16 protein-coding genes are annotated in these 19041 nt (G+C 54.0%); 3 read left to right on the forward strand and 13 right to left on the reverse strand.

Annotated elements, in window-relative coordinates; translation table 11 throughout:
• Positions 1-29 precede the first annotated feature (29 nt).
• Complete coding sequence (locus tag QWY20_RS01550) at positions 30-473, reverse strand: nucleoside deaminase (protein ID WP_330127276.1); 444 nt, start codon at positions 471-473, stop codon at positions 30-32.
• Between the two features lie 123 nt (positions 474-596).
• Here QWY20_RS01550 and QWY20_RS01555 point away from each other — a divergent pair, with 123 nt between their 5' ends.
• Positions 597-1175, forward strand: a complete 579-nt coding sequence (locus tag QWY20_RS01555) for a hypothetical protein (protein ID WP_330127277.1) — start codon at positions 597-599, stop codon at positions 1173-1175.
• A gap of 7 nt (positions 1176-1182) precedes the next feature.
• On the opposite strand, the gene QWY20_RS01560 is transcribed toward QWY20_RS01555, so the two are convergent.
• The 8 genes from QWY20_RS01560 to QWY20_RS01595 form a co-directional block, all read right to left on the reverse strand.
• On the reverse strand, positions 1183-2217 hold the full coding sequence (locus QWY20_RS01560; RefSeq protein ID WP_330127278.1) for a porin: 1035 nt from the start codon (positions 2215-2217) through the stop codon (positions 1183-1185).
• A 72-nt stretch (positions 2218-2289) separates the two neighbouring features.
• Positions 2290-3444 (reverse strand): cation diffusion facilitator family transporter, encoded by a 1155-nt coding sequence (locus tag QWY20_RS01565; protein ID WP_330127279.1) that lies wholly within the window; start codon positions 3442-3444, stop codon positions 2290-2292.
• Positions 3441-4520: an efflux RND transporter periplasmic adaptor subunit gene (locus QWY20_RS01570; RefSeq protein ID WP_330127280.1), complete on the reverse strand. Its 1080-nt coding sequence runs from the start codon at positions 4518-4520 to the stop codon at positions 3441-3443. The genes QWY20_RS01565 and QWY20_RS01570 overlap by 4 nt, the downstream gene beginning before the upstream one ends.
• Complete coding sequence (locus QWY20_RS01575) at positions 4517-7849, reverse strand: efflux RND transporter permease subunit (RefSeq protein WP_330127281.1); 3333 nt, start codon at positions 7847-7849, stop codon at positions 4517-4519. The genes QWY20_RS01570 and QWY20_RS01575 overlap by 4 nt, the downstream gene beginning before the upstream one ends.
• Positions 7850-7955: 106 nt before the next feature.
• Entirely contained in the window at positions 7956-8402 is a 447-nt protein-coding gene (locus QWY20_RS01580) for a DUF6691 family protein (RefSeq protein ID WP_330127282.1), read from the reverse strand.
• A 10-nt stretch (positions 8403-8412) separates the two neighbouring features.
• Entirely contained in the window at positions 8413-8814 is a 402-nt protein-coding gene (locus QWY20_RS01585) for a YeeE/YedE family protein (protein WP_228591976.1), read from the reverse strand.
• 9 nt (positions 8815-8823) lie between these two features.
• Positions 8824-9225, reverse strand: coding sequence for a rhodanese-like domain-containing protein (locus QWY20_RS01590; protein ID WP_330127283.1), 402 nt, complete (start codon positions 9223-9225; stop codon positions 8824-8826).
• A 16-nt stretch (positions 9226-9241) separates the two neighbouring features.
• Positions 9242-9991 (reverse strand): sulfite exporter TauE/SafE family protein, encoded by a 750-nt coding sequence (locus tag QWY20_RS01595; RefSeq protein ID WP_305945597.1) that lies wholly within the window; start codon positions 9989-9991, stop codon positions 9242-9244.
• 111 nt (positions 9992-10102) lie between these two features.
• On the opposite strand from QWY20_RS01595, the gene QWY20_RS01600 reads away from it, so the two are divergent.
• A complete protein-coding gene (locus tag QWY20_RS01600; RefSeq protein WP_330127284.1) occupies positions 10103-10993 on the forward strand; it encodes an MBL fold metallo-hydrolase in 891 nt (296 codons plus the stop codon).
• A gap of 8 nt (positions 10994-11001) precedes the next feature.
• Here QWY20_RS01600 and QWY20_RS01605 read toward each other — a convergent pair whose 3' ends face one another.
• The 4 genes from QWY20_RS01605 to QWY20_RS01620 form a co-directional block, all read right to left on the reverse strand.
• Positions 11002-11328: a TraR/DksA family transcriptional regulator gene (locus QWY20_RS01605; protein WP_330127285.1), complete on the reverse strand. Its 327-nt coding sequence runs from the start codon at positions 11326-11328 to the stop codon at positions 11002-11004.
• Positions 11329-11402: 74 nt separating this feature from the next.
• Positions 11403-12629 carry an efflux RND transporter periplasmic adaptor subunit gene (locus QWY20_RS01610; RefSeq protein WP_407935387.1) on the reverse strand — a complete coding sequence of 409 codons (1227 nt, stop codon included), beginning with the start codon at positions 12627-12629 and terminating at the stop codon, positions 11403-11405.
• Between the two features lie 10 nt (positions 12630-12639).
• The gene (locus tag QWY20_RS01615) at positions 12640-14994 is read right to left on the reverse strand and encodes an ABC transporter permease (RefSeq protein ID WP_330127287.1); all 2355 of its coding nucleotides are present in this window, start codon (positions 14992-14994) and stop codon (positions 12640-12642) included.
• Positions 14994-15653 carry an ABC transporter ATP-binding protein gene (locus QWY20_RS01620; RefSeq protein WP_330127331.1) on the reverse strand — a complete coding sequence of 220 codons (660 nt, stop codon included), beginning with the start codon at positions 15651-15653 and terminating at the stop codon, positions 14994-14996. The genes QWY20_RS01615 and QWY20_RS01620 overlap by 1 nt, the downstream gene beginning before the upstream one ends.
• 287 nt (positions 15654-15940) lie before the next feature.
• On the opposite strand from QWY20_RS01620, the gene QWY20_RS01625 reads away from it, so the two are divergent.
• Positions 15941-19030: an ATP-binding protein gene (locus tag QWY20_RS01625; protein ID WP_330127288.1), complete on the forward strand. Its 3090-nt coding sequence runs from the start codon at positions 15941-15943 to the stop codon at positions 19028-19030.
• Positions 19031-19041: the final 11 nt, after the last annotated feature.

Consider the following 19041-nt stretch of genomic DNA (forward strand, 5'->3'; position numbering starts at 1 on the left):
ATCGATTCCTTTTAACAGCAGAAGCTAATTCACTCCTTTCCTATGTCTTCGTACCACAGTTCCGGTGAGCTGGCAATAAAGTCTTCCATCAGCTGGATGCATTCTGCATTCTGTAAAATAGTCAGTTTTACCCCCCGACTGCGGACATAATCTTCCGGTCCCTGGAAGGTTTTATTTTCACCTACCACAATGGTGGGGATGCCATACAACAAGGCTGTACCGCTGCACATATCACAGGGGGATAAGGTGGAATAGAGGGTGGCTTTTTTGTAATCGGCAGGCGATAAACGGCCAGCTTGCTCCAGACAGTGCATTTCGGCATGCAAGATGGCGCTGCCTTGCTGCACCCGCTGATTATGCCCTCTGGCGACAATTTTGCCATCGATCACCAGCACGGAGCCAATCGGAATACCGCCTTCAGCCAGCCCCTTTTTGGCTTCGTCGATGGCTGCTTGCATAAAAGGATCGTGCATCTTTTACTCCTTAAATGGGTCTTAGTGAGAGCATAGTTGCTTTTTGCCGGTGGTGCGAGTTGGTTTTCTCCGGGCAAGGGCTATGCTAGATTGCAAATTAAACTTGATAATAAGGAAATAGCAATGCTTAGTATCATGGCACTGTTGGCTGGAGCATTGAGTCCGGCGGTTGCAACCGACAATGAAGCGGCGGCACAGTTTTGGCTGAATATGGCGCAGCACTGTGGCCAGGCATTCGAAGGCCGGCGGGTGATAGCCCGGGATGACCGGCCGGATTTGCTGGAGGGCAACGAGCGTCTGATCGTGCACTTTCGTGAGTGTTCCAGTGAGTTACTGGCACTGCCATTTCACATCGGCGCTGTCGATGGCAGTTGGGATCGCTCCCGTACCTGGCGTTACAGTTGGCGGGATGGTCAGTTGGAACTGCGTCATGATCACCGGTTAAGCAGTGGCGAGCCTGATGAAAGCAATACCATGTATGGTGGTTTGTCGATAGGGCGAGGCACACCCGTGCAACAACAGTTCTTATTTACTGAGCGTACTGCTGACGATGGCTCTGAGCTTGGTTGGCGGATAGAAATCATCCCTGGTGTGCGCTATACCTACGGTACTTTTAGTGGCGACAATTGGACCTGGCGGTTGGACTTTGATTTAAGCAACCCCCTGGATAAATTGCCCCCAGCACCCTGGGGGCATCAGTAAAAAAGCCTTAGCTGCCGAAGTTGGCCGAGAAGTTGTAAATCACGCCCAGTGACAGTGCATAGGGATCCTGGCCAGGCTCAATGGCCAGCTGCTTACCATGACCGCCTCCGGCCGATACATTAAAGTTGGCATTGTCGGCGTTGTTGGTGAAGGCCGCTGCTGCATAAAGCGTGAGCTGGCGGCCAAAGCGCCGGTCTAGACCTAACGCCAGCATGGTGGCACTGCTGTTGTCGGCATCGGCGTTGCCAGCATGGTACAGCTGGGCTTTCACGCTGTAAGCGTCATTGATACGATAAGCAGCTCCTATGCCATAAGCATCTCTGTTGCCACCATTAAAGTTTTCACTGTTTTGCCAAAAGGCTGTCAGCCGCCATTGTTCATTCAGGCGATAGCTGGCGCCAGCACGAAAACCGCTTAGTGCGGTGTTGTCTGGCCGGTTACGCCGCTCGTAAGCCAGCATTAGCATTAGCTCTTTGTTATCAAAGGTGACCGAGCTACTAATGGCATCATCTTTATTGTCACTGGTGCTGCCGGTACGATCATGGGTCGAGTAGTGCAGATCAAAGGTCAAATGCTGAAACGCAGGAGTTTGATAATGCAGACCGTTGCGAAAACGACGATCTAAATCGACTCCGCCACCGCGCACGATGTTGCGGGCATCACCTACCTGGTCACCAAACAAATCGGTGCGGCTGCGTACGTTTTTCAGCGGGGTATCAAAAAAACCAGCCCGTACCAAGCCGAAATCGCCCTGTAATCCTAAAAAGCTATTGCGCGAGGCCCAATCACCACTGCCTTCATCGAGGCGGATCAGGCTTTCAATTTGCAGCAGTACTTTTAGGTTGTCCTGCACCTGATGCGATCCGCGAATACCAAAACGGCTGGCATTGCTGGAAATATTCAGGCCACTGTCGTTGCCATTGTCCAGTTGATCCACCGACAGGTGTGCCCGGCCGTAGATGCCAAATTCACTGGCGCTAGTGGTTGTTGCGAGCAAAATAATGCCTGTGGCTAGAGCTTGAGCTAAGCGGTTAGTTGTCATTGCGCTTCTTCCGTCATAATTTTGTCATAATGGTAGTAGGCGCAGCCGGAAAATAAAAGGAAAAACAGCTGGCTAGTCTGACTTTTCCTGGTAAAAATAAATGTGTAGTTGCCTGCTCTGCGGCCAGATTTGTTGCAGTTGCTGCTGCAGTTGTTTGGTGCTGATGTCAGCTAATCGCGTTTGTGCTTTGGAGCTGAGCAAAATATCGGCCCGGATAGGGTGCTGGTAGTAGAGAAAAACCTCAGCCTCGGCTGCTTCGAGTTGATAGCGCTGCAGCAAAGTTTCCAGTGCTTGCTGCAGAGCTGGGCGAATAGAGCTACTTGTCAGCTGTTCAGGCAAGGTGCTGGCCGGGCTGTTGATGTGCACCAGGATATCGCCGATTTCAGTGAACTGCTTTTTAAGCTGTTGTTTGACCTGTTGCCCCAGCCAGTGGGCTTCGGAGGCACTGAGTCGTGGCGCGACTTCCAGCTTGAGCTCCAGTAGCACCTTACCGCCACTGGTGCGGCTACGAAGGGCATTGATAGCAAGGATGCCTTGAGTTTGCAGGATCTGAGCCCGATAGGCTTGTTGCTGCTCGATGGAGACGGCAGTATCAATCAGCTCAGCCAGACTGCCCGTTAGCAACTGCAAGCTGATCCAACCAATCAATACGGCCACCAGCATGGCGGCGACTGCATCCAGCCACCAGACACCCAGCATGGCACCGCCAGCCCCTATCAGCACCACGATGGAAGAGAGCGCATCACTGCGGCTGTGCCAGGCATTGGCGCTCAGCAGCTCTGAGTGCAATGAGCGGGCAGCTTTGATGGTATACCAGTACAGTCCTTCTTTGATACCAAAGGAAAGGCCTGCTACCAGCAATACCGGCCAGATCGGTACAGTGCTGCTCTGGCCTTGCCATAAGCTGAAAGCATTCTGCCAGACCAACCCGATGGCAACGGCCAGCAGCATTAAGCCAAGGATCACCGTACCCAGGGTTTCAATACGGCGATGGCCAAAAGGGTGGTTTTGATCAGGCGCCCGGCCACCTAACCGGATGCTGATAAGCACCACCACGTCGGTCGCCAGATCCGACAAAGAATGCACGCCATCGGCGACCAGGGCGGCAGAGTGGCCAAGCACTCCGGTGATGATTTTCAGTATGCCAAGCAGGGTATCAAACAGGGCACCTACCAGGGTTACTTTGTTGGCTTGCGCATCTCTGGCACTGTGCTGGTGTTTGCTCATGGACGGATCAATTGCTCCCCAGCAGAAAGACCGCTTACTACTTCCTGCATGACGTGCCCTTGCAGTCGATGTTGCTCGCCAAGCCGGATAAGCCGCCGCTCTTCACTCGCACTGGTGTACACCTGCACATAATACAATTGTCCACGCTGCTCAATGAAGTCGGCTGGAATTAACAACGCATCGCGTTCTCCAACAGGAACGGCCAGCCGGCCAAACATACCGGGATAGAGTCCTTCAGTGCGATCAATATCCAGCCGCACCCGAAAGCTGCGGGAGCCTGTATCGGCAGCAGGTTCAATCTCACTGACTACAGCGGAAAGAGGCTGCTTGCTGGCGTCCAGCATGACTTCCAACTGCTGGCCAAATTGCAGCAAGCCAAGCACCGATTCACTGATTGCGGCTTCAAAACGCAGGCTATCCGGTGCATACAAGGTGAGGAGTAAAGCCCCCGGCGTGGCGGTATCACCGGCATAGGCCAGTCGCTGACTGACAATACCAGTATAGGGAGCGACTATCATGCTAAAGCCCTCACTGGTTTGTGCTTCAAATAAAGCCGCCCGGCTGCGTTGCAGTTCTGCTTCAGCGGTATCACGATTGCTGCGCACTTCGTCCAACTGGGCTGCCGGCAATAAACCTTGCTCTACCAGCGCTATGGTGCGCTGGTACTGGCTGCGCGCTTCATTGGCTCTGGCCTGCGCCGAGGCCAGCGCTTGTTCCTGTTGTCGCACCCGTGCGCTTAAGTCGTCGTTATCCAACCGCAACAAGACATCGCCAGCTTGCACCCTGTCGCCTGCCTCTACCAGCACCTCTGCCACCCGGGCGGTGATCCGGGCTGACAAGGCGGTTTGCTGACGGGCTTGCAAGTTACCACTAAAATGGCGGTATTCTGCCAGCGGCTGTGACGTCACGGTATAAAGCGCTGCTGATGGTGCCTGCTGCACTAAAGGACGCATCTCTTCTGCTACTTTGCTAACAAAGGCGCCAGCCAGCCAGAGAAATATCAGGGATAAAAACAGGATAGCTGCCAGGATAGCCAGGGCAAAACGCCGACCAGGGGTTAAAAAAGTCGTTTTCATTCATCGTCTCCAGCAGTTTTCAGGCCATGGCTTGGGTGATTGCGGTACACCTGGTGATAGACCACCGGGATCACCAGCAGGGTAAAAATGGTGGAGGCACCAATACCAAAGATGATAGCCCAGGCCAGGCCGTTAAAGATTGGATCCAGTGTGATGACAATATTGGCCAGCATCGTGGTTCCGGCTGTTAGCAGGATAGGGCGGGTGCGTACTGCACCGGCTTCAAACAACGCTTCTTTCAGCTCACAGCCTTCGCGCAACCGCTGTTGAATAAACTCGATGAGGATCAGTGAGTTCCGCACGACAATGCCCGCCAGCGCTATCATGCCTATCATGGCTGTGGCGGTAAAAAGCGTGGGGTTGGGGTAGCCGGCGATGTCAGAGCTAAACAGATTCAGCAGCCAAAAGCCTGGCATGATGCCGATAATCGTCAGCGGAATAGCCAGCATCATCATGCCGGATACGGCTTTTAAGCCGGTTTGCAGCACCATCACCACAAAAACACCGAGCAAGGCAACGCCATAGGCAATACCCAGATCGCGAAACACATCCAGGGTGATCTTCCACTCGCCTTCACCGCTCCAGACCACCTGAATATCATCCGGTACCGACCAGCCAAGACCGGCTCCATTGCCAAAGTAGTGACGGCGCCACAGTGGCCGGTAACTGTCGCCCTCACGCCCCCGATCGACCATCACATCCACCACCGCATCGGCTGGTACCCGGCCGACGGTTTCGCCATAGACGAAGCTGACCGGGCGCAGGTTTTTATGAAATATAGGTCGATCCACAGCTAATTGTTCAAAGTGACCAAGCTCACTGAGTTGCACCATCGGCAAGGCGGCGTCGGCTACACCCTGCGCTTTCCGGGTGCGGCTTAAACCGGCTTCCCCACGTACATACAGCGATAGCAAGCGCTGCGGATTATCCCGCTGGCCACGCGGCAGACGAATTTCGATTGGCAGTGGGTTCACTTCGTCCGGTAGTTGCAAGTAATCGATCACCAGGCCGGAGGCGGCAGCGGTCAGTGTCTGATTGATTTGCTGCACGGAAACACCGGATAAAGCGGCTTTTTCCTGATCGACGACAAAGCGCCAGAGCATGGCTTCTTCTGGCACTGAGGTATCGACTTCGCGGACAAAGTCTTCGCGGCGCAGTCGCTCGGCAACCGTCAGAGCCGCCTGTTCCAGGGCCGCATAGTCGCTGCTGTCACTGCCATATATTTCAGCAACCAGGGTACTGATCACCGGTGGACCCGGTGGCACCTGCACCAGTTTGAGTTTGGCATTATTGCTGTGCGCAATGGCTTCCAACTCATCGCGCAGCCGCAGCAGAATTTCGTGCGATTGCAGGCGGCGTTGTTTCTTATCGACCAGCACCACCCTAAGCTCGCCCTGGTGTGGTTGATGACGCAAAAAGTAGTGCCGCACCATGCCATTGAAGTCCATCGGTGAAGCCAGACCGGCAAAGCTTGATATGGAGCTGATTTCGGGAACTTGCTGCAGATGACGTGCCAGTTGCTCTAAGGTAGCTGCGGTCCGCTCGACGCTGCTGCCATAAGGCAGATCCACCACCAGCTGAAATTCATTCTTGTTGTCGTTGGGCAGCAGCTTGAGCGGCACTAAGCGCATGGCAGGCAGAGCCGCAGCCAGCACAAAAAGCCCGGCAACGGCCCATAAAAATAGTGAGCTGCGCTTTGGGCTCTGCAGCAACGGACCTAGCAGGGTTTTGTAGCCCCGATAGAGCAAGGTGCTTTGTGGCTGATAGTGGCCTTGCTGGCGTGCGCCCACCATGATGCGACGAGCCAGCCAGGGGGTGATAAGAAAAGCCACAGCGGTGGAGAAGATCACACTGATTGGCACGTTGAAGGCCATCGGCGCCATGTAGGGGCCCATCATGCCAGTGATAAAAAACATTGGCGTGAACACGATGACAATGGCCAGCGTCGACATCAACAGGGCGCTGCGAATTTCGGCCATTGCCAGCACGATGGAACGCTTGGGCGGCAGGCCTTTTTCCCGCAAAAAACGCTCGATGTTGTCAATGGAGGCAATGGGATCGTCGACAATCAAACCCAGTGCCAGGATCAAGGCGAATAAGGTCACCCGGTTAATGGTGTAGCCAAACAGCAAATCCATGCCCAGGGTAGCGCCATAGCTGATAGGGATGGCGATGGCGACCACCAGTGCTGCGCGCCAGTTCAGGAACAAGCCAACAAAAATCACCACCGTAATAATGGCGATGGCCAGGCTGGATACCAGATCCATCACCTTCTCATCAGCGGTTTCACCGTAGTTGCGGATCACCTCCAGTTTTACACCGGCAGGTAGCCAGTGTTGTTCCAACTCGGTAAAGGCTTGCAGCACATCGTTGGCGACCCAGACTGCATTGGCCCCTTTTTGCTTGCCCACTGCCAGGAATACGGCAGGCAGGCCCTGATGCTGGCTCAGCACGGCTTCACTAAAGGCGGCACCCGGGTAAAAGAAGCTGTACTGGCTGGGCTCGGCGGGACCATCGGTGATGGTGGCGATATCACGCAAATAAACCGGCTGGCCATTGAGCACATTGACCACGGTTTGACCGACTTCGCTGGCAGAGCGCAAGAAGTCACCACTTTGCAAGGCAATGCTGCGATTATCCCGCTGCAATGTGCCGGCCTGCTGGCGCTGATTGCTTACGCGAATGGCCCGTTCGACATCCTGCACACTGGTGTGGTGGGCGGCCAGGGCTTCATTATCCAGTTCGATCTGGATCAGACGGGATAAACCACCACTGACGCTAACCTGATTGGTGTGGCGAATGGCTTTCAGTTTCTGGGTGGCTTGCTCGGCGAGACGCCGAAGCTGAAAGTGATCAATCGTCGGGTCGGTGCTGTACAAAGCAGCCACCAAAATAGGTACGTCGTCAATTTCAACCGGTTTGACCGACCAGTTGTGCACCACCGCCGGGATTTGATCCTGATTGGAGTAGAGCTTGTTGTACAACTTCACCAGGGAGTCTTCACGATCTTCACCGACATAAAAGCGCACAATCACCAAGGCCTGGCCGGTCATTGATTGGGAGTACACATACTCCACGCCATCGATCTGTGACAACAAGCGCTCTAGCGGCTCGGTGACCTGAGTGGCCACCTGCCGGGCAGACAAGCCAGGAGCCTCGATCAGTACATCGGCCATTGGCACCACAATTTGCGGATCTTCTTCCCGGGGAGTGAGCCAAAGTGATACAGCGCCAAGCACCAGCGCTAGCAAGATCAGCATCGGTGGGAAGTAGCTGGACATAAACCAGCCAATCACCCCCTGCGATGATGGAGTCGAGGTTGCCTTCATGCAGTTTTCCTGATTGGTTGAAAGCGCTTGCTACTTGAAGCAGAGGAGCCAGGAAAAATATTTTCCCCTGGCTCGTAAACTCATAATGTTTAACGCAACTTTTGTACTAACTATAGCAGCCTGTGGACTTTTTAGGGGCAACCTTAGCTAAAGGCAGTTTTCTGGCTATGTACCAACCAGCTATCATGGCTATGACAAAGCCAATAGTGCCGGTATTACCAGCGCTCAGAGCACTGATAGCAGGGCCTGGGCAATAGCCAACAAGGCCCCAACCTAAGCCGAAAACTGCCGCACCAATCAGGATAGGCTTGTCGATCTTGCTGGCGCTTGGCAACTGAAACTTTTCTGCCATCAAGGGGGCTGATCTTCCCCGGACTAAACGAAAACCAACACTGTACACGGCAAGAGCAGCGGCCATAACCAGAGCCAAGCTGGGATCCCAGTTGCCTGACAGGTTTAAAAAGCCCAATACTTTGGCCGGATCGATCATCATGGAAACGGCGATGCCGATGGACATCAACAAACCGGCAAAAAAAGCAATAATGATTTGCATGGATGACTCCTTAAAACAAGCTGGCGACGAGAACACCTGCCGCCATGAATATAAGGGTGGCAGTGATGGAGCGTGGCGAGAAACGGCCAATGCCGCAAACGCCGTGCCCTGAGGTGCAGCCACTGCCCCAGGCCGTGCCAAGGCCAACCAGCAAGCCGGCAATCAGGGTTCGTGGGCCAAGCTCAGGGGTGCTGAAACTAAAATCGCTGATAACCAGTGCCACCAGCAAAGGCCCTAGCAGCAAGCCGGCAACAAAAGCCAGCTTCCAGCTGCGGTCTTGCTTTTGGAAAATGGCCTGGCTGGCAATACCGGATATCCCAGCTATTCTGCCAAGCGCGGCCATCAGCAATAAAGCTCCCAAGCCAATAAAGGTGCCACCAATCAAAGCGGATAGCGGGGTAAAGTTTTCCATGATCACCTCTTATTTCACGATAGGGAGTTTTGCGTCCAGCCAGCCCTGCATGCCCGGTGCAACGGAGTACACCTTTGAAAAGCCCATGCGTTGCAATGACTCTGTTGCCAGAGCGGAGCGCGCACCAGAGCGGCAAATTAAATACAGTGGCTCTGCAGCCAGTTGCTCCAGTGCAACATCAGCAGCGCAGCCACTGGCTGCGACGGCTGGATGGTTGGCCAACTGCATTTCAAGCACGCCGCGGGGATAATTGACCGCACCGGCAATATGACCCTGAGCAAACTCGGCTGGCTCACGCACATCAATCAATCTGGGTTCAGGATGTGTTTTCAGGTAATCTGAAAGCTGATCAAGGTCGACTTCCTGGATGCCTGCTTTGGCTTCTGCTACCAATTGTTGTGCTGTTTTCATCTGTATCTCCAACTTGTTAGATAACGGATTGAGTTACGACAACCACTGCCATAACGGCTAAAAATACCGCAAAACCCTTCTGCAGTTTTTCTTTAGGTAAACGGCGGCCTATCCAGGCACCTAAATAACTGCCGGCAATACCTGCCACGATCATCAGCGCAATGACGGTCCAATCGAAACTTAACCCCTGATTGGTAAAGACCACGTAGTATTTGGCAAAGCCGACAAAGGATTTTAAGGCGATCACCACCAGACTGGTGGCCACCCCAATGACAATGGGTAAGCCGCCCATCAGCACCAATGCTGGCACGATAAGAAAACCACCACCGACGCCGACAAAGCCGGTCACTGCACCTACCACCAGGCCATCCGCCAAGACTTTGGCCTTGTTAAAAGCGAGTTGGTTCGCGGTATCTTTCAATTGGCTGCGCCACATAAAGAAAGCAGCGACGATCATCAAGAGGGCAAACACCAGCAACTGCCAGCGGCTGTCGACCAGAGTCCCGGCCCATGCCCCCAGATAGGTTCCAAACATGCCTGGGATACCAAACCAAAAGACATGACGCCAGCTGATGAGTCGCTTAAAACCATTGTGAAACGAGCCAAAAGCACTGATGGCTGCGACGATAAGCAGTGATGAAGCAATGGCTAACTCTGCCGGCATGCCTAACAGGTACAATAGCACCGGGACGGTAAGAATTGAGCCGCCTGAACCAAATAAACCAAGACTAAGACCTATAATAAGTGCGCCTAAGAGTGCTAACATAATTCATATATTCCAAAAAAGAATATGCATATAACTGAATTGCATTTTAAACTGTGCTCAGCTATGATGCAATCACTATTTAGTGAAATCTAATTTAAAAGAGGTGCCCCGATGACCACGCAACAGCAGCCGATGCACATTGAGATGTTTTTTGATAACGATAGCAGTACTTTCAGCTATTTGCTGGTGGACGAGAGCAGTAAAGTGGCGGCATTGATTGATCCTGTGCTCGATTACGATGCTGCTGCCGGGACGGTGGATACCCGAAGTGCCGATCAAGTATTGGCGTACCTGAATCAGCATGAGCTGAAGCTGCAATGGATTTTAGAAACCCATGCCCATGCCGATCATTTATCCGCTGCGCATTACCTGCGACAAAAAACCGGCGCCCGGGTTGGCATTGGTGAAGGCATTCGCAAGGTGCAGCAGACCTTTAAGGTGGTGTTTAATATCGGCGATGAAGAGCTGACCGCCAAGGGCGACTGTTTTGATCATCTGTTCCATGATGACGAGACTTTCCAGATTGGCGCTCTGACCGGACGGGTCATCAACACACCGGGGCACACCAACGACAGCGTCAGCTATCTGATAGCCGGTCATCTTTTTGTCGGTGACTCCTTGTTTATGCCGGATGCAGGCACGGCACGTTGCGATTTTCCAGGCGGCGATGCAGCTGTGCTCTATCAGTCCATTCAGCGGCTGTATCAATTGCCGGATGAGACTCCGATGTACATGTGTCACGATTACCAGCCCAATGGCCGTGAATTGCGTTACAAAACCACGGTGGGGGAGCAAAAGCAGCAAAATATCCATGTTGCGGCAAAAACACAGCAGCTGGACTTTGTGCAAAAGCGCACGGCGCGCGATGCGACCCTGGCCGTGCCGCGGCTGATTTATCCTTCGGTGCAGGTGAATATCCGTGCGGGGCAGTTGCCATCAAAAGAAGGCAATGGCACGGCTTATATCAAGATCCCACTGAAAGGCACGGCTCAGCTTGACTGAGCCGAGGGCTACTGGCTTTGACGACTTGCACAGCTGATGCAAAGAGTGGTGTAAGGGATGGCGCTAAGCCGCTCGATGGCGATGACATCCTGGCACACCGAGCAGCGGTCGTAGCTGCCTTGCTCCATCCGGGTTAAGGCACGATCGATCTGTTGCAGTTCCTGCTCGGCTTTAAGTTCAAGGGCATTGAGAACATCATCATTCTCCCGTTCTTGCGCTTGCTCGGCCAGATCGGAGCTTCGGCCCTGACGAAAATCATGCTCGATGGCGGCAATTTGGCGCTCGAGTTTCATTTTTCGTTGCAGTAACTCTTGCTTAAGTTTTTGCAATGGCATTGCGTGCTCCTTGAACTGGCTAAGATATCATTAGCCAGTGTAGTGCACTTTTTGCGCAGTCTGCTTGATCTGGCTCAACGATGGCGTGAGTACTGAATGCGATCACCGGATCGCAGGTTGGCGGGCGGATGGGTGATCACCAAATCGCCTGCTACAAGGCCTGCTTCTAATTGTGTTACCAGTCCGCTACGACGGCCTATCTCGACAAAGCGAAGCTCTGCTTTGCCGTTTTGGGCAACAAACACCGCCCAGCCTGGTGGTTCATTGGTTTGTCTGGCATCTTTGCGCTGTTCACGGAATAAAGCACTGGTGGGCAGGCTGAGCACATCATCGCCTTGCCAGAGGACAAAACGGGCTTCTACCCAGTAGCCTTCGCCCAATTGCTGCCAAAGTTCAGGGTTCGATTCAATGCTTACCAGCACCGGCACACGCTGCTCGTCCACGCCCAGCGCCGACACGCGGGTAAAACCGGCTGGCTCTACCCGTCGGACCAGTCCTTGCAGGGTGCTATCACCCCCCCAGCGATCCAGGTGCACCGTCATACCAGGACGGACCCGCACTGCATCGGCCGACAACAAATCGACCTGAACTTCCAACTGATGCAAGTCGCCAAGGGTCAGCACCGGTACCCCGGCCATAATCACACCTTCGCAGCAGCGGTGGCGCTGTAGTACCAGGCCGCTAACAGGAGCCAGCACCTTCAACACACGTTCATCGCCGCTGCGGCTACCATCGGTAATGGCCAGCAGGGCACGGGCATTTTCCACTTCGTAGCTGGCGACATCCATGGCTGCCCGCGCCATACGTTCACCGGCCTGAGCGCGCTGCCATTCGTGGCGCAGTCGCTCCAACTGAGTGGCAGATATCACGCCTTGTTGCTGCAGGCCTTGATGTCGTTGGTACTCCTGCTCAGCGTAAAGCCGCTCCTGCTCACTGCTGTCAAAACTGGCTTCAGCAGCCAGCAACCTGGCTTTGGCGGCAGAAAGCTGCTCTCTGGCCTGCTCCAGACTGCGCGCATCCAGCGCCGGTGTTGGTGCAGGCTCCAGGGTGAGTAGCGCCTGACCAGCCTGTACAGCATCCCCAGGCTCAAGTTCGACCCGGTGCAGATAGCCGTCTATTGGCGCTGAAATGGTGTAGGTATCGCGCAGCCGGGTTCTGCCTTCATCGGCCAGGGTTTCGGCAAAGTAGCCGCTTTGTATCTCGCTGACCGACACTTGCACCGCAGCAGGCCGAAGGGCCAGCAACAGCGCCAGCAGCACCGCGGCGGCTAGTAAGCACAGAAACCAGTGTTTGGTTCGCATGATCATGAGGTTACTCCGTTTTTAAAGCCGAAATCATATCCAGTTGCTGAAAACGCCTGAGCATCAGGCTAAGTGACAAAACCGTTGCTACCAATACACCCAATGCTGCCAGCGCAAAGCTGGCCGGTTCCAGCACAAAGGGTAAGCGAAACAGATCCATGGTCAGCGCCTGTTGCAACGACCAGGCAAAACCGGTACCCAGCAGCCAACCCAAAGGGATCGCCAGCAGGGTCAGCAGCAGCACTTCACCGGCCAGCACCCAGCCGACCTGATAGCGCTCAAAGCCCAGGACCCGCAGCGTTGCTAACTCACGCGAGCGCTCAGCCAGCGCAATGCGGGCATTGTTGTAGATCACCGCAAAGGTGATGGAGCCTGCCATCAGCAGCAGGATAGCCATCATCCCGAGCAGCGTATCGGCAATGTAATTCCTCAGCTGCTGCTCAATATCAGCCATCTGACTAATACCGGCAATCCTCGGGCGCTGCTGCAGGCGCTGTTGCAATTCAGTGCGCTTAAGCGGATCGGTCAGTAACCAGACGCCGGAAATAGCAGGGCCTTCCCGTAGCAAGCGGTTTAAAGCTCTGCGTTCCATGTACCCACTGACCCCAACCGGTTCATCCACCACAGCCGCCAGTGGCAGCTCCACCAGGCGGTTGGCGCCTTCCATCAGTTCTGCTTGAACGATATCACCAGGTTTGAGCCCGAGGTAGTCGGCCAGATACCGGGTTAACACCAGGCCTTCAGCGGGTAGCTCTATCGGCGTTAGTTCTTGGTCGAGCAGTTGCCTTAGTTGCGGCCTGGTTTCCAGCCCCTGCAGCACGGTGCGATAGGAGGTACGCTGATGATGCAGCCTCACCGGCACCATGCGAAAGGCTTCAGCGGCCAGTACACCCGGTTCTGCCCGTATTTCTGCCAGTACCCGCTCCGGGCTGGCTTCAGTGAGCATCAACTGGGTATCCATCTGCAGAATGTGGCGATACTGAATATCCAGTAAGGCATGAAGGGCATGAAACTGAAAACTGCCGACCAACAGCAAGGCTGAAGACAACGCGATCCCAAGCACAGACAGCAAACTGCGACCGGGATAGCGCAGCAGGTTGCGCACAATGATGCGGTTTAACTGGCCCAGCCAGGGGCGCAGTAACAGCTGCTCTGCCAAGCCGCGATGAAACTGCGGGGGGGCAGCTGGGCGCATAGCTGCTGCGGGCTGCAGTCTGGCGACCTGTTGCAGCACACTAAAGACGCCAACAATAGCGGCCAACAATGCCACCAATAAAGCCAGAGCCAGATGGCGCAGTTGTACCCGCAACTCCATCTCGGGAAAATGAAAGTAAGTGGCATACAGCTCAGCCAGGCCAGTGGCTGCCCAAAGCCCCAGGCCGATGCCTGCCACCACTCCGATCACCACAATCACACAGGCCAGCTGCAGGTAATGAAGTAGCAAAGCACCGTGGCTGTAGCCAAAGGCTTTTAGCACCGCAATTTGCTGCAATTGATTGCGCACCAGCCGGCCAATCAGCACATTGAGCAGGAAAGCGGCCACACCAAGGAACAACAGCGGCAGCAGCCAGGCCATCACGCTTAGCTGTTCCAATTCCTCGGTTAAAAAGCGATGCGAGGCTTGCTCGGCTCTTAGGTAACTGCCCCGGCTGCCATAAGGTGCCAATACCAGATCCAGTGCATCCAGCACCGGCAGTGGATTGGCCCCACGCTGCAGGCTGACACTTAAGTGATTAAAAGCACCATCCATCTGAAAGGCATGAGCCAGCGCCCGTCGTGGCATCCAAAGCACACCAAAGCGCTGGTAGTCGGGCAGTAAGTCGGCCGGGCCAAGCTGGTAAATAAATTCTGGCGACAGCACGATGGCGCTGACTTTCAGGCGCTGCAAGCGCCCCTGAATCACTGCCGTGATCTGATCGCCAGCTTGCAACTGATGCGCTTTGGCAAAGGGCTCGGTGATGGCGACTTCATTGGCTTCGACCGGGAAGTGTCCGTGCAGCAACACCAGTTGATTCAAACGCGGCAGGCCTTGCTCCGGCAGGGACAGCATCAGACCCCGGATGGGATCGTCAAAACCGGCCACCTCCAGCCGCACCGGGGCCCGTACCGAGCTTTGTACCTGTTGCACTCCGGGGAGCAACTGCAATTGAGGCAGCAGGTGTTCCGGTGCCCGGGTCAGATCGACAAAGACATCACCAAAATGAGCTTGCTGGTAAAAGCGTTGTTGCGCCCGCTCCAGCATATCCAGGGTGGTGACCGCCAGGAACAGCACCATAACGCCGGCACCAATCACCGCTGCGATGGCCAGGATCTGACCTTTCATCGCCAGTAAGTCGCGCCATAGCTTTTGTTGCAGGGCCTGCATTACCAGCTGAGCTCCGAGGCAGATTTGGGAGTAGGGTTGTGCTGAATATCAATGATTTGACCGTCTTTTAACCGAATGACCCGATCTGCCATGTCGGCAATCACCTCGTTGTGGGTAATCACCAGGGTGGTGGTGCCCAGTTGCTGATTAATCTGATGCAGCACTGCCATCACCTTGCTGCCGGTTTTCGAATCCAGCGCTCCGGTTGGCTCATCGCACAGCAGTACCCTGGGTTTCTTGGCAATAGCGCGGGCAATCGCCACCCGCTGCTGCTCACCGCCGGAGAGTTGTGACGGGAAGTGACTGCTGCGCTCAGTCAGATCCACCATCGCCAGTGCCTCGTGTGGCGACATCGGGCTGGAACTGATGTCGGTGACCAGAGCGACATTTTCCAGCGCGGTCAAACTGGGGATCAGGTTGTAAAACTGAAACACAAAGCCGACCTGTTCGCGACGATAGCGGGTTAATGCTTTGTCATCGGCCTGGCTTAATACCGTATCGCCATACCGCAGCTCACCAGAGCTGGCCGTATCCAGCCCACCCAGAATATTGAGTAAGGTTGATTTACCAGAGCCGGAGGCGCCTAACAGTACTACAAACTCACCACGGTACAGCTCCAGATCGACCCCTCGCAGCGCCTGGATCAGCACATCGCCCATTTGGTAATGACGGGTTAGCTGATGGACAGAAAAAACGGGCTCTTTGCGTTTGGTTGCGACAGACACCACATTTCCTTATGAAAAAGCAATGGTTTAGTATGGCACAGTCTGATGGCGACACATTTGATCTGACGCAATCTGAAAAATGACTTTTAACGTCGTGATGCACAAATAAGATGAAAGGGCTTCAATAAACTATTGAGCTAAAAGCAGTTCAGCACCTTTTTCCTGGCAAGAAAGCGGCTATACTCAGTGGTAGAACTCCCCATCTGCACTGAGGATGCCGCTTGCTTAGCACCTACACTTCACTGGATAAATACTGGACCTTTAGCCGTCGTCAGCTCTGGCTCTGCAGTTACATCAGTGTGCTTGGTTTTGTCACCAATTCACTGGTACTGCAACTGACGCTGTTGGCGCCCTTACTGCTAGGCAACACAGCCTTTTTAGCTATCTTGCTGCGGCTTGGGCCCTTTTGGGGGCTGGGTTCCTTTGCTGTGGTGACATTGCCATTGCTTGGCACCTGGTTATGGTGGCTGAGCCTGGCTGAGTTGATACTGGTGTTCTTGGCCTGGCGTAGCGGCAAGCACAGTATTGCCCGGTTGTATTGGTATTGTTGGCTGGTGTTAGCACCGGCTGCTTTTGTGTATCTATACTGGTGGCAAGGAGTCGGTGGCGGTTTCGCTGTACTGATCACTCTGATTGTGGCGATGGCCGGGGCGCTCAACTTGCACGGAGCCAAGCTGATCTTAAACGTTGCTATCAGCGCTCGCCTGAGCCGTCAACAGCCTCTGTCTGAGCAGTTAGCCGGGCGCATTACGGTCTATTCAGCCGTGCCCACTCTGGTATTGATTCTGGCCGCTTTGCATGCTTTTGTGGCCTGGGATCTGAACAAACGGCACGAACAACTGCTCCGTTTAGAGCAGCAGTTCATTACCTTTAGTGCCCATCAGTTGAGGCAATTCCGTACTGCATTGCAGCAAGCAGCGCTGAATTACTCCCGTCATCAAGATGAGCGCATTCTGGATGATTTGCTGGAGCTGCAGCCGCACTTTATTTCCGCCGCCGTGACCAATCCGGATGGCGATATTATTAGCTATCGTTTTCGCGGTGGTCAGCAGTTGGTGGGGTCAGTCAATGTGGCCGATCGGGATTACTTCAAACAACTGCAATTAAAACCTGCGGGCACCTATGTCAGTGACGCCTATCAAGGACGAGGTCTTGGGGAGGATTTACTGTTTGCCGTCAGTGCACCCATGTTAAATCCAGTACAGCAATTTAACGGTGTTGTGCAGGCCTCGGTATTGCTTTCTTCATTGGCTCAGCAGCTTCAGCCAGCGGACAGCCCTGAGCAGGTTCAAGCGGTGCTGTTGGATAATCAGGATAAGCAAATTTGGTCGGTACCGCTTTCAGCAGACTATGGTCAGCAATTTCAGCGTGGTAGTGATTTTATACCGGGAAAGCGTGTGTTTACCAACTCCTGGTTTCTGCCTGATGGTGGGGTACAGCTGAATCAGGATGGTCGAGCCTTTATTCGTAGCCATCAAACAGAGGATGGCTGGTTGCTGTTGATGCGCTATCAACTCGATGCGGTACTGATCGGCTATAACCTTTTGACACTTATGGTGATTTTGCTGGTAGCACTGGCGCTTTGGCTGCTACACCGAACATCGTTTTATTTTGTACGCTTTTACAGTCGTCCTTTGCAGCAGCTGGTTCAGTCTATTCAGCAGTTGGAGTTGCAGGGAACCGCACCATTTTGCGATCTGTCGGCCAGAGCAAGTGGTTTGGAAGTGCAGCAGCTGTTTGATGAGTACAATGCCATGGTGTTGCGTTTGCATCAGGCGGGCAGCCGGCTGGAAGAGCTGAACTCCAGCCTGGAGCAGCGGGTGCAACAGCGCACTGAAGAGCTGGCGAACGAGCGCGACAGAGCTACCCAACTGGCTGAGGTGAAATCCCGTTTTTTGGCCACTATGAGTCATGAACTGCGGACCCCATTAACCGCTATCATTGGCTACACTGAGCAGTTGCAACAAAGCCAACTGCTCGATGCAAAGCAGCAGCAACAGTTGGATGTTATTGCCCGAAATAGCAACTATCTGTTGGGGATCGTGAATGACATCCTGGATGCGGCCAAACTTGAGGAGGGCAAGTTATCCACTGTGCAGCAACCCGTTGCCATTAAGCAGCTGTTGCAGGACCTGTGCAACGATATGAGCAAACTTGCCAGCAACAAGGGTCTGCAGTTGGATTTTGTGTTTGATGCAAGCATTCCTGCCTGGCTGTTGCTGGACGCACAGCGACTGCAGCAAGTTTTGCTGAACCTGCTCAGTAATGCGATTAAATTTACAGAGCAAGGTTCTATTCGCGTTCAAGCCAGTCGAAGCGCTCCACATCGGTTACAAATTCGCGTCAGCGATACCGGCATAGGCATGACCATGCATCAACTGCAGATTGTGTTCAGTGCGTTTGAGCAAGCCGACAGCGGAACCAGCCGAAAGTATGGGGGGACCGGTCTTGGATTGCATATCAGCTATCAGCTGGCTGAATTAATGCAGGGTGAGTTATCGGTGAGTAGCGAACCTGGTCAGGGCAGTGAGTTTACCCTGGAACTGCCGCTCATTGAGCCTGAAGTGCCTCCGATGCACAGCTATTCAGTGCCTAAGGTCGCGGCAGTGGATGTCCCTCAGTTGCAGGGCCAGGTACTGGTGGTGGATGACGTAGCTGATATCCGTTTGCTGGTAGTGGACTTACTGCAACAAAGTGGTTTAACCGTGACCGCTGCGGTAAACGGGGCAGAGGCCATAGAGTGTGCCAGACAGCAGTCGTTTGACTTGATCCTGATGGATATGAACATGCCGGTGCTGGATGGGGCTGAAGCCACCCGTCAGTTGCGTGCTGAGGGTTTTAGCTTGCCCATTCTGGCATTAACGGCAGATGTGTTAGCTGAAGACCAAGCATCATTTTTGCAAGCTGGCTGCAACGAGGTGTTATCCAAACCCATAGAGCCGGCATTATTGTACCAAGCGTTAGCACGCTATCTTGCGGAGGCATCAGTGCCGGCAGATAGTCCGCCAACAGTTCCAGTTGCTGCGGTGTTGTCTGCTTCTGATCGTATTGCAGCCTTAAAACAGCGCTATCTGACACAGTTGCCTGCTCAGCTAGACCAACTGCGCTTATTGCGAACGCAGCAAGATCAGGTGGGGCTTGAAGCTTTGCTGCACCAGATCAAAGGTACTGCTGGCAGCTTTGGTTTGCAGCAGATATCTGCTCTGGCAGCAGGTATGGAGCTAAAGTTAAAATCAGGACACGCCATTTCTGAAACAGATTGCGCTGAGTTGGCGTCAGCGATACAAGCTGCTAACAATGAAAGCTCTTGATACCGTAGCAG

The organism is Alkalimonas cellulosilytica (assembly GCF_036325985.1).
Classification (GTDB): Bacteria; Pseudomonadota; Gammaproteobacteria; order Enterobacterales; family Alteromonadaceae; genus Alkalimonas; species Alkalimonas cellulosilytica.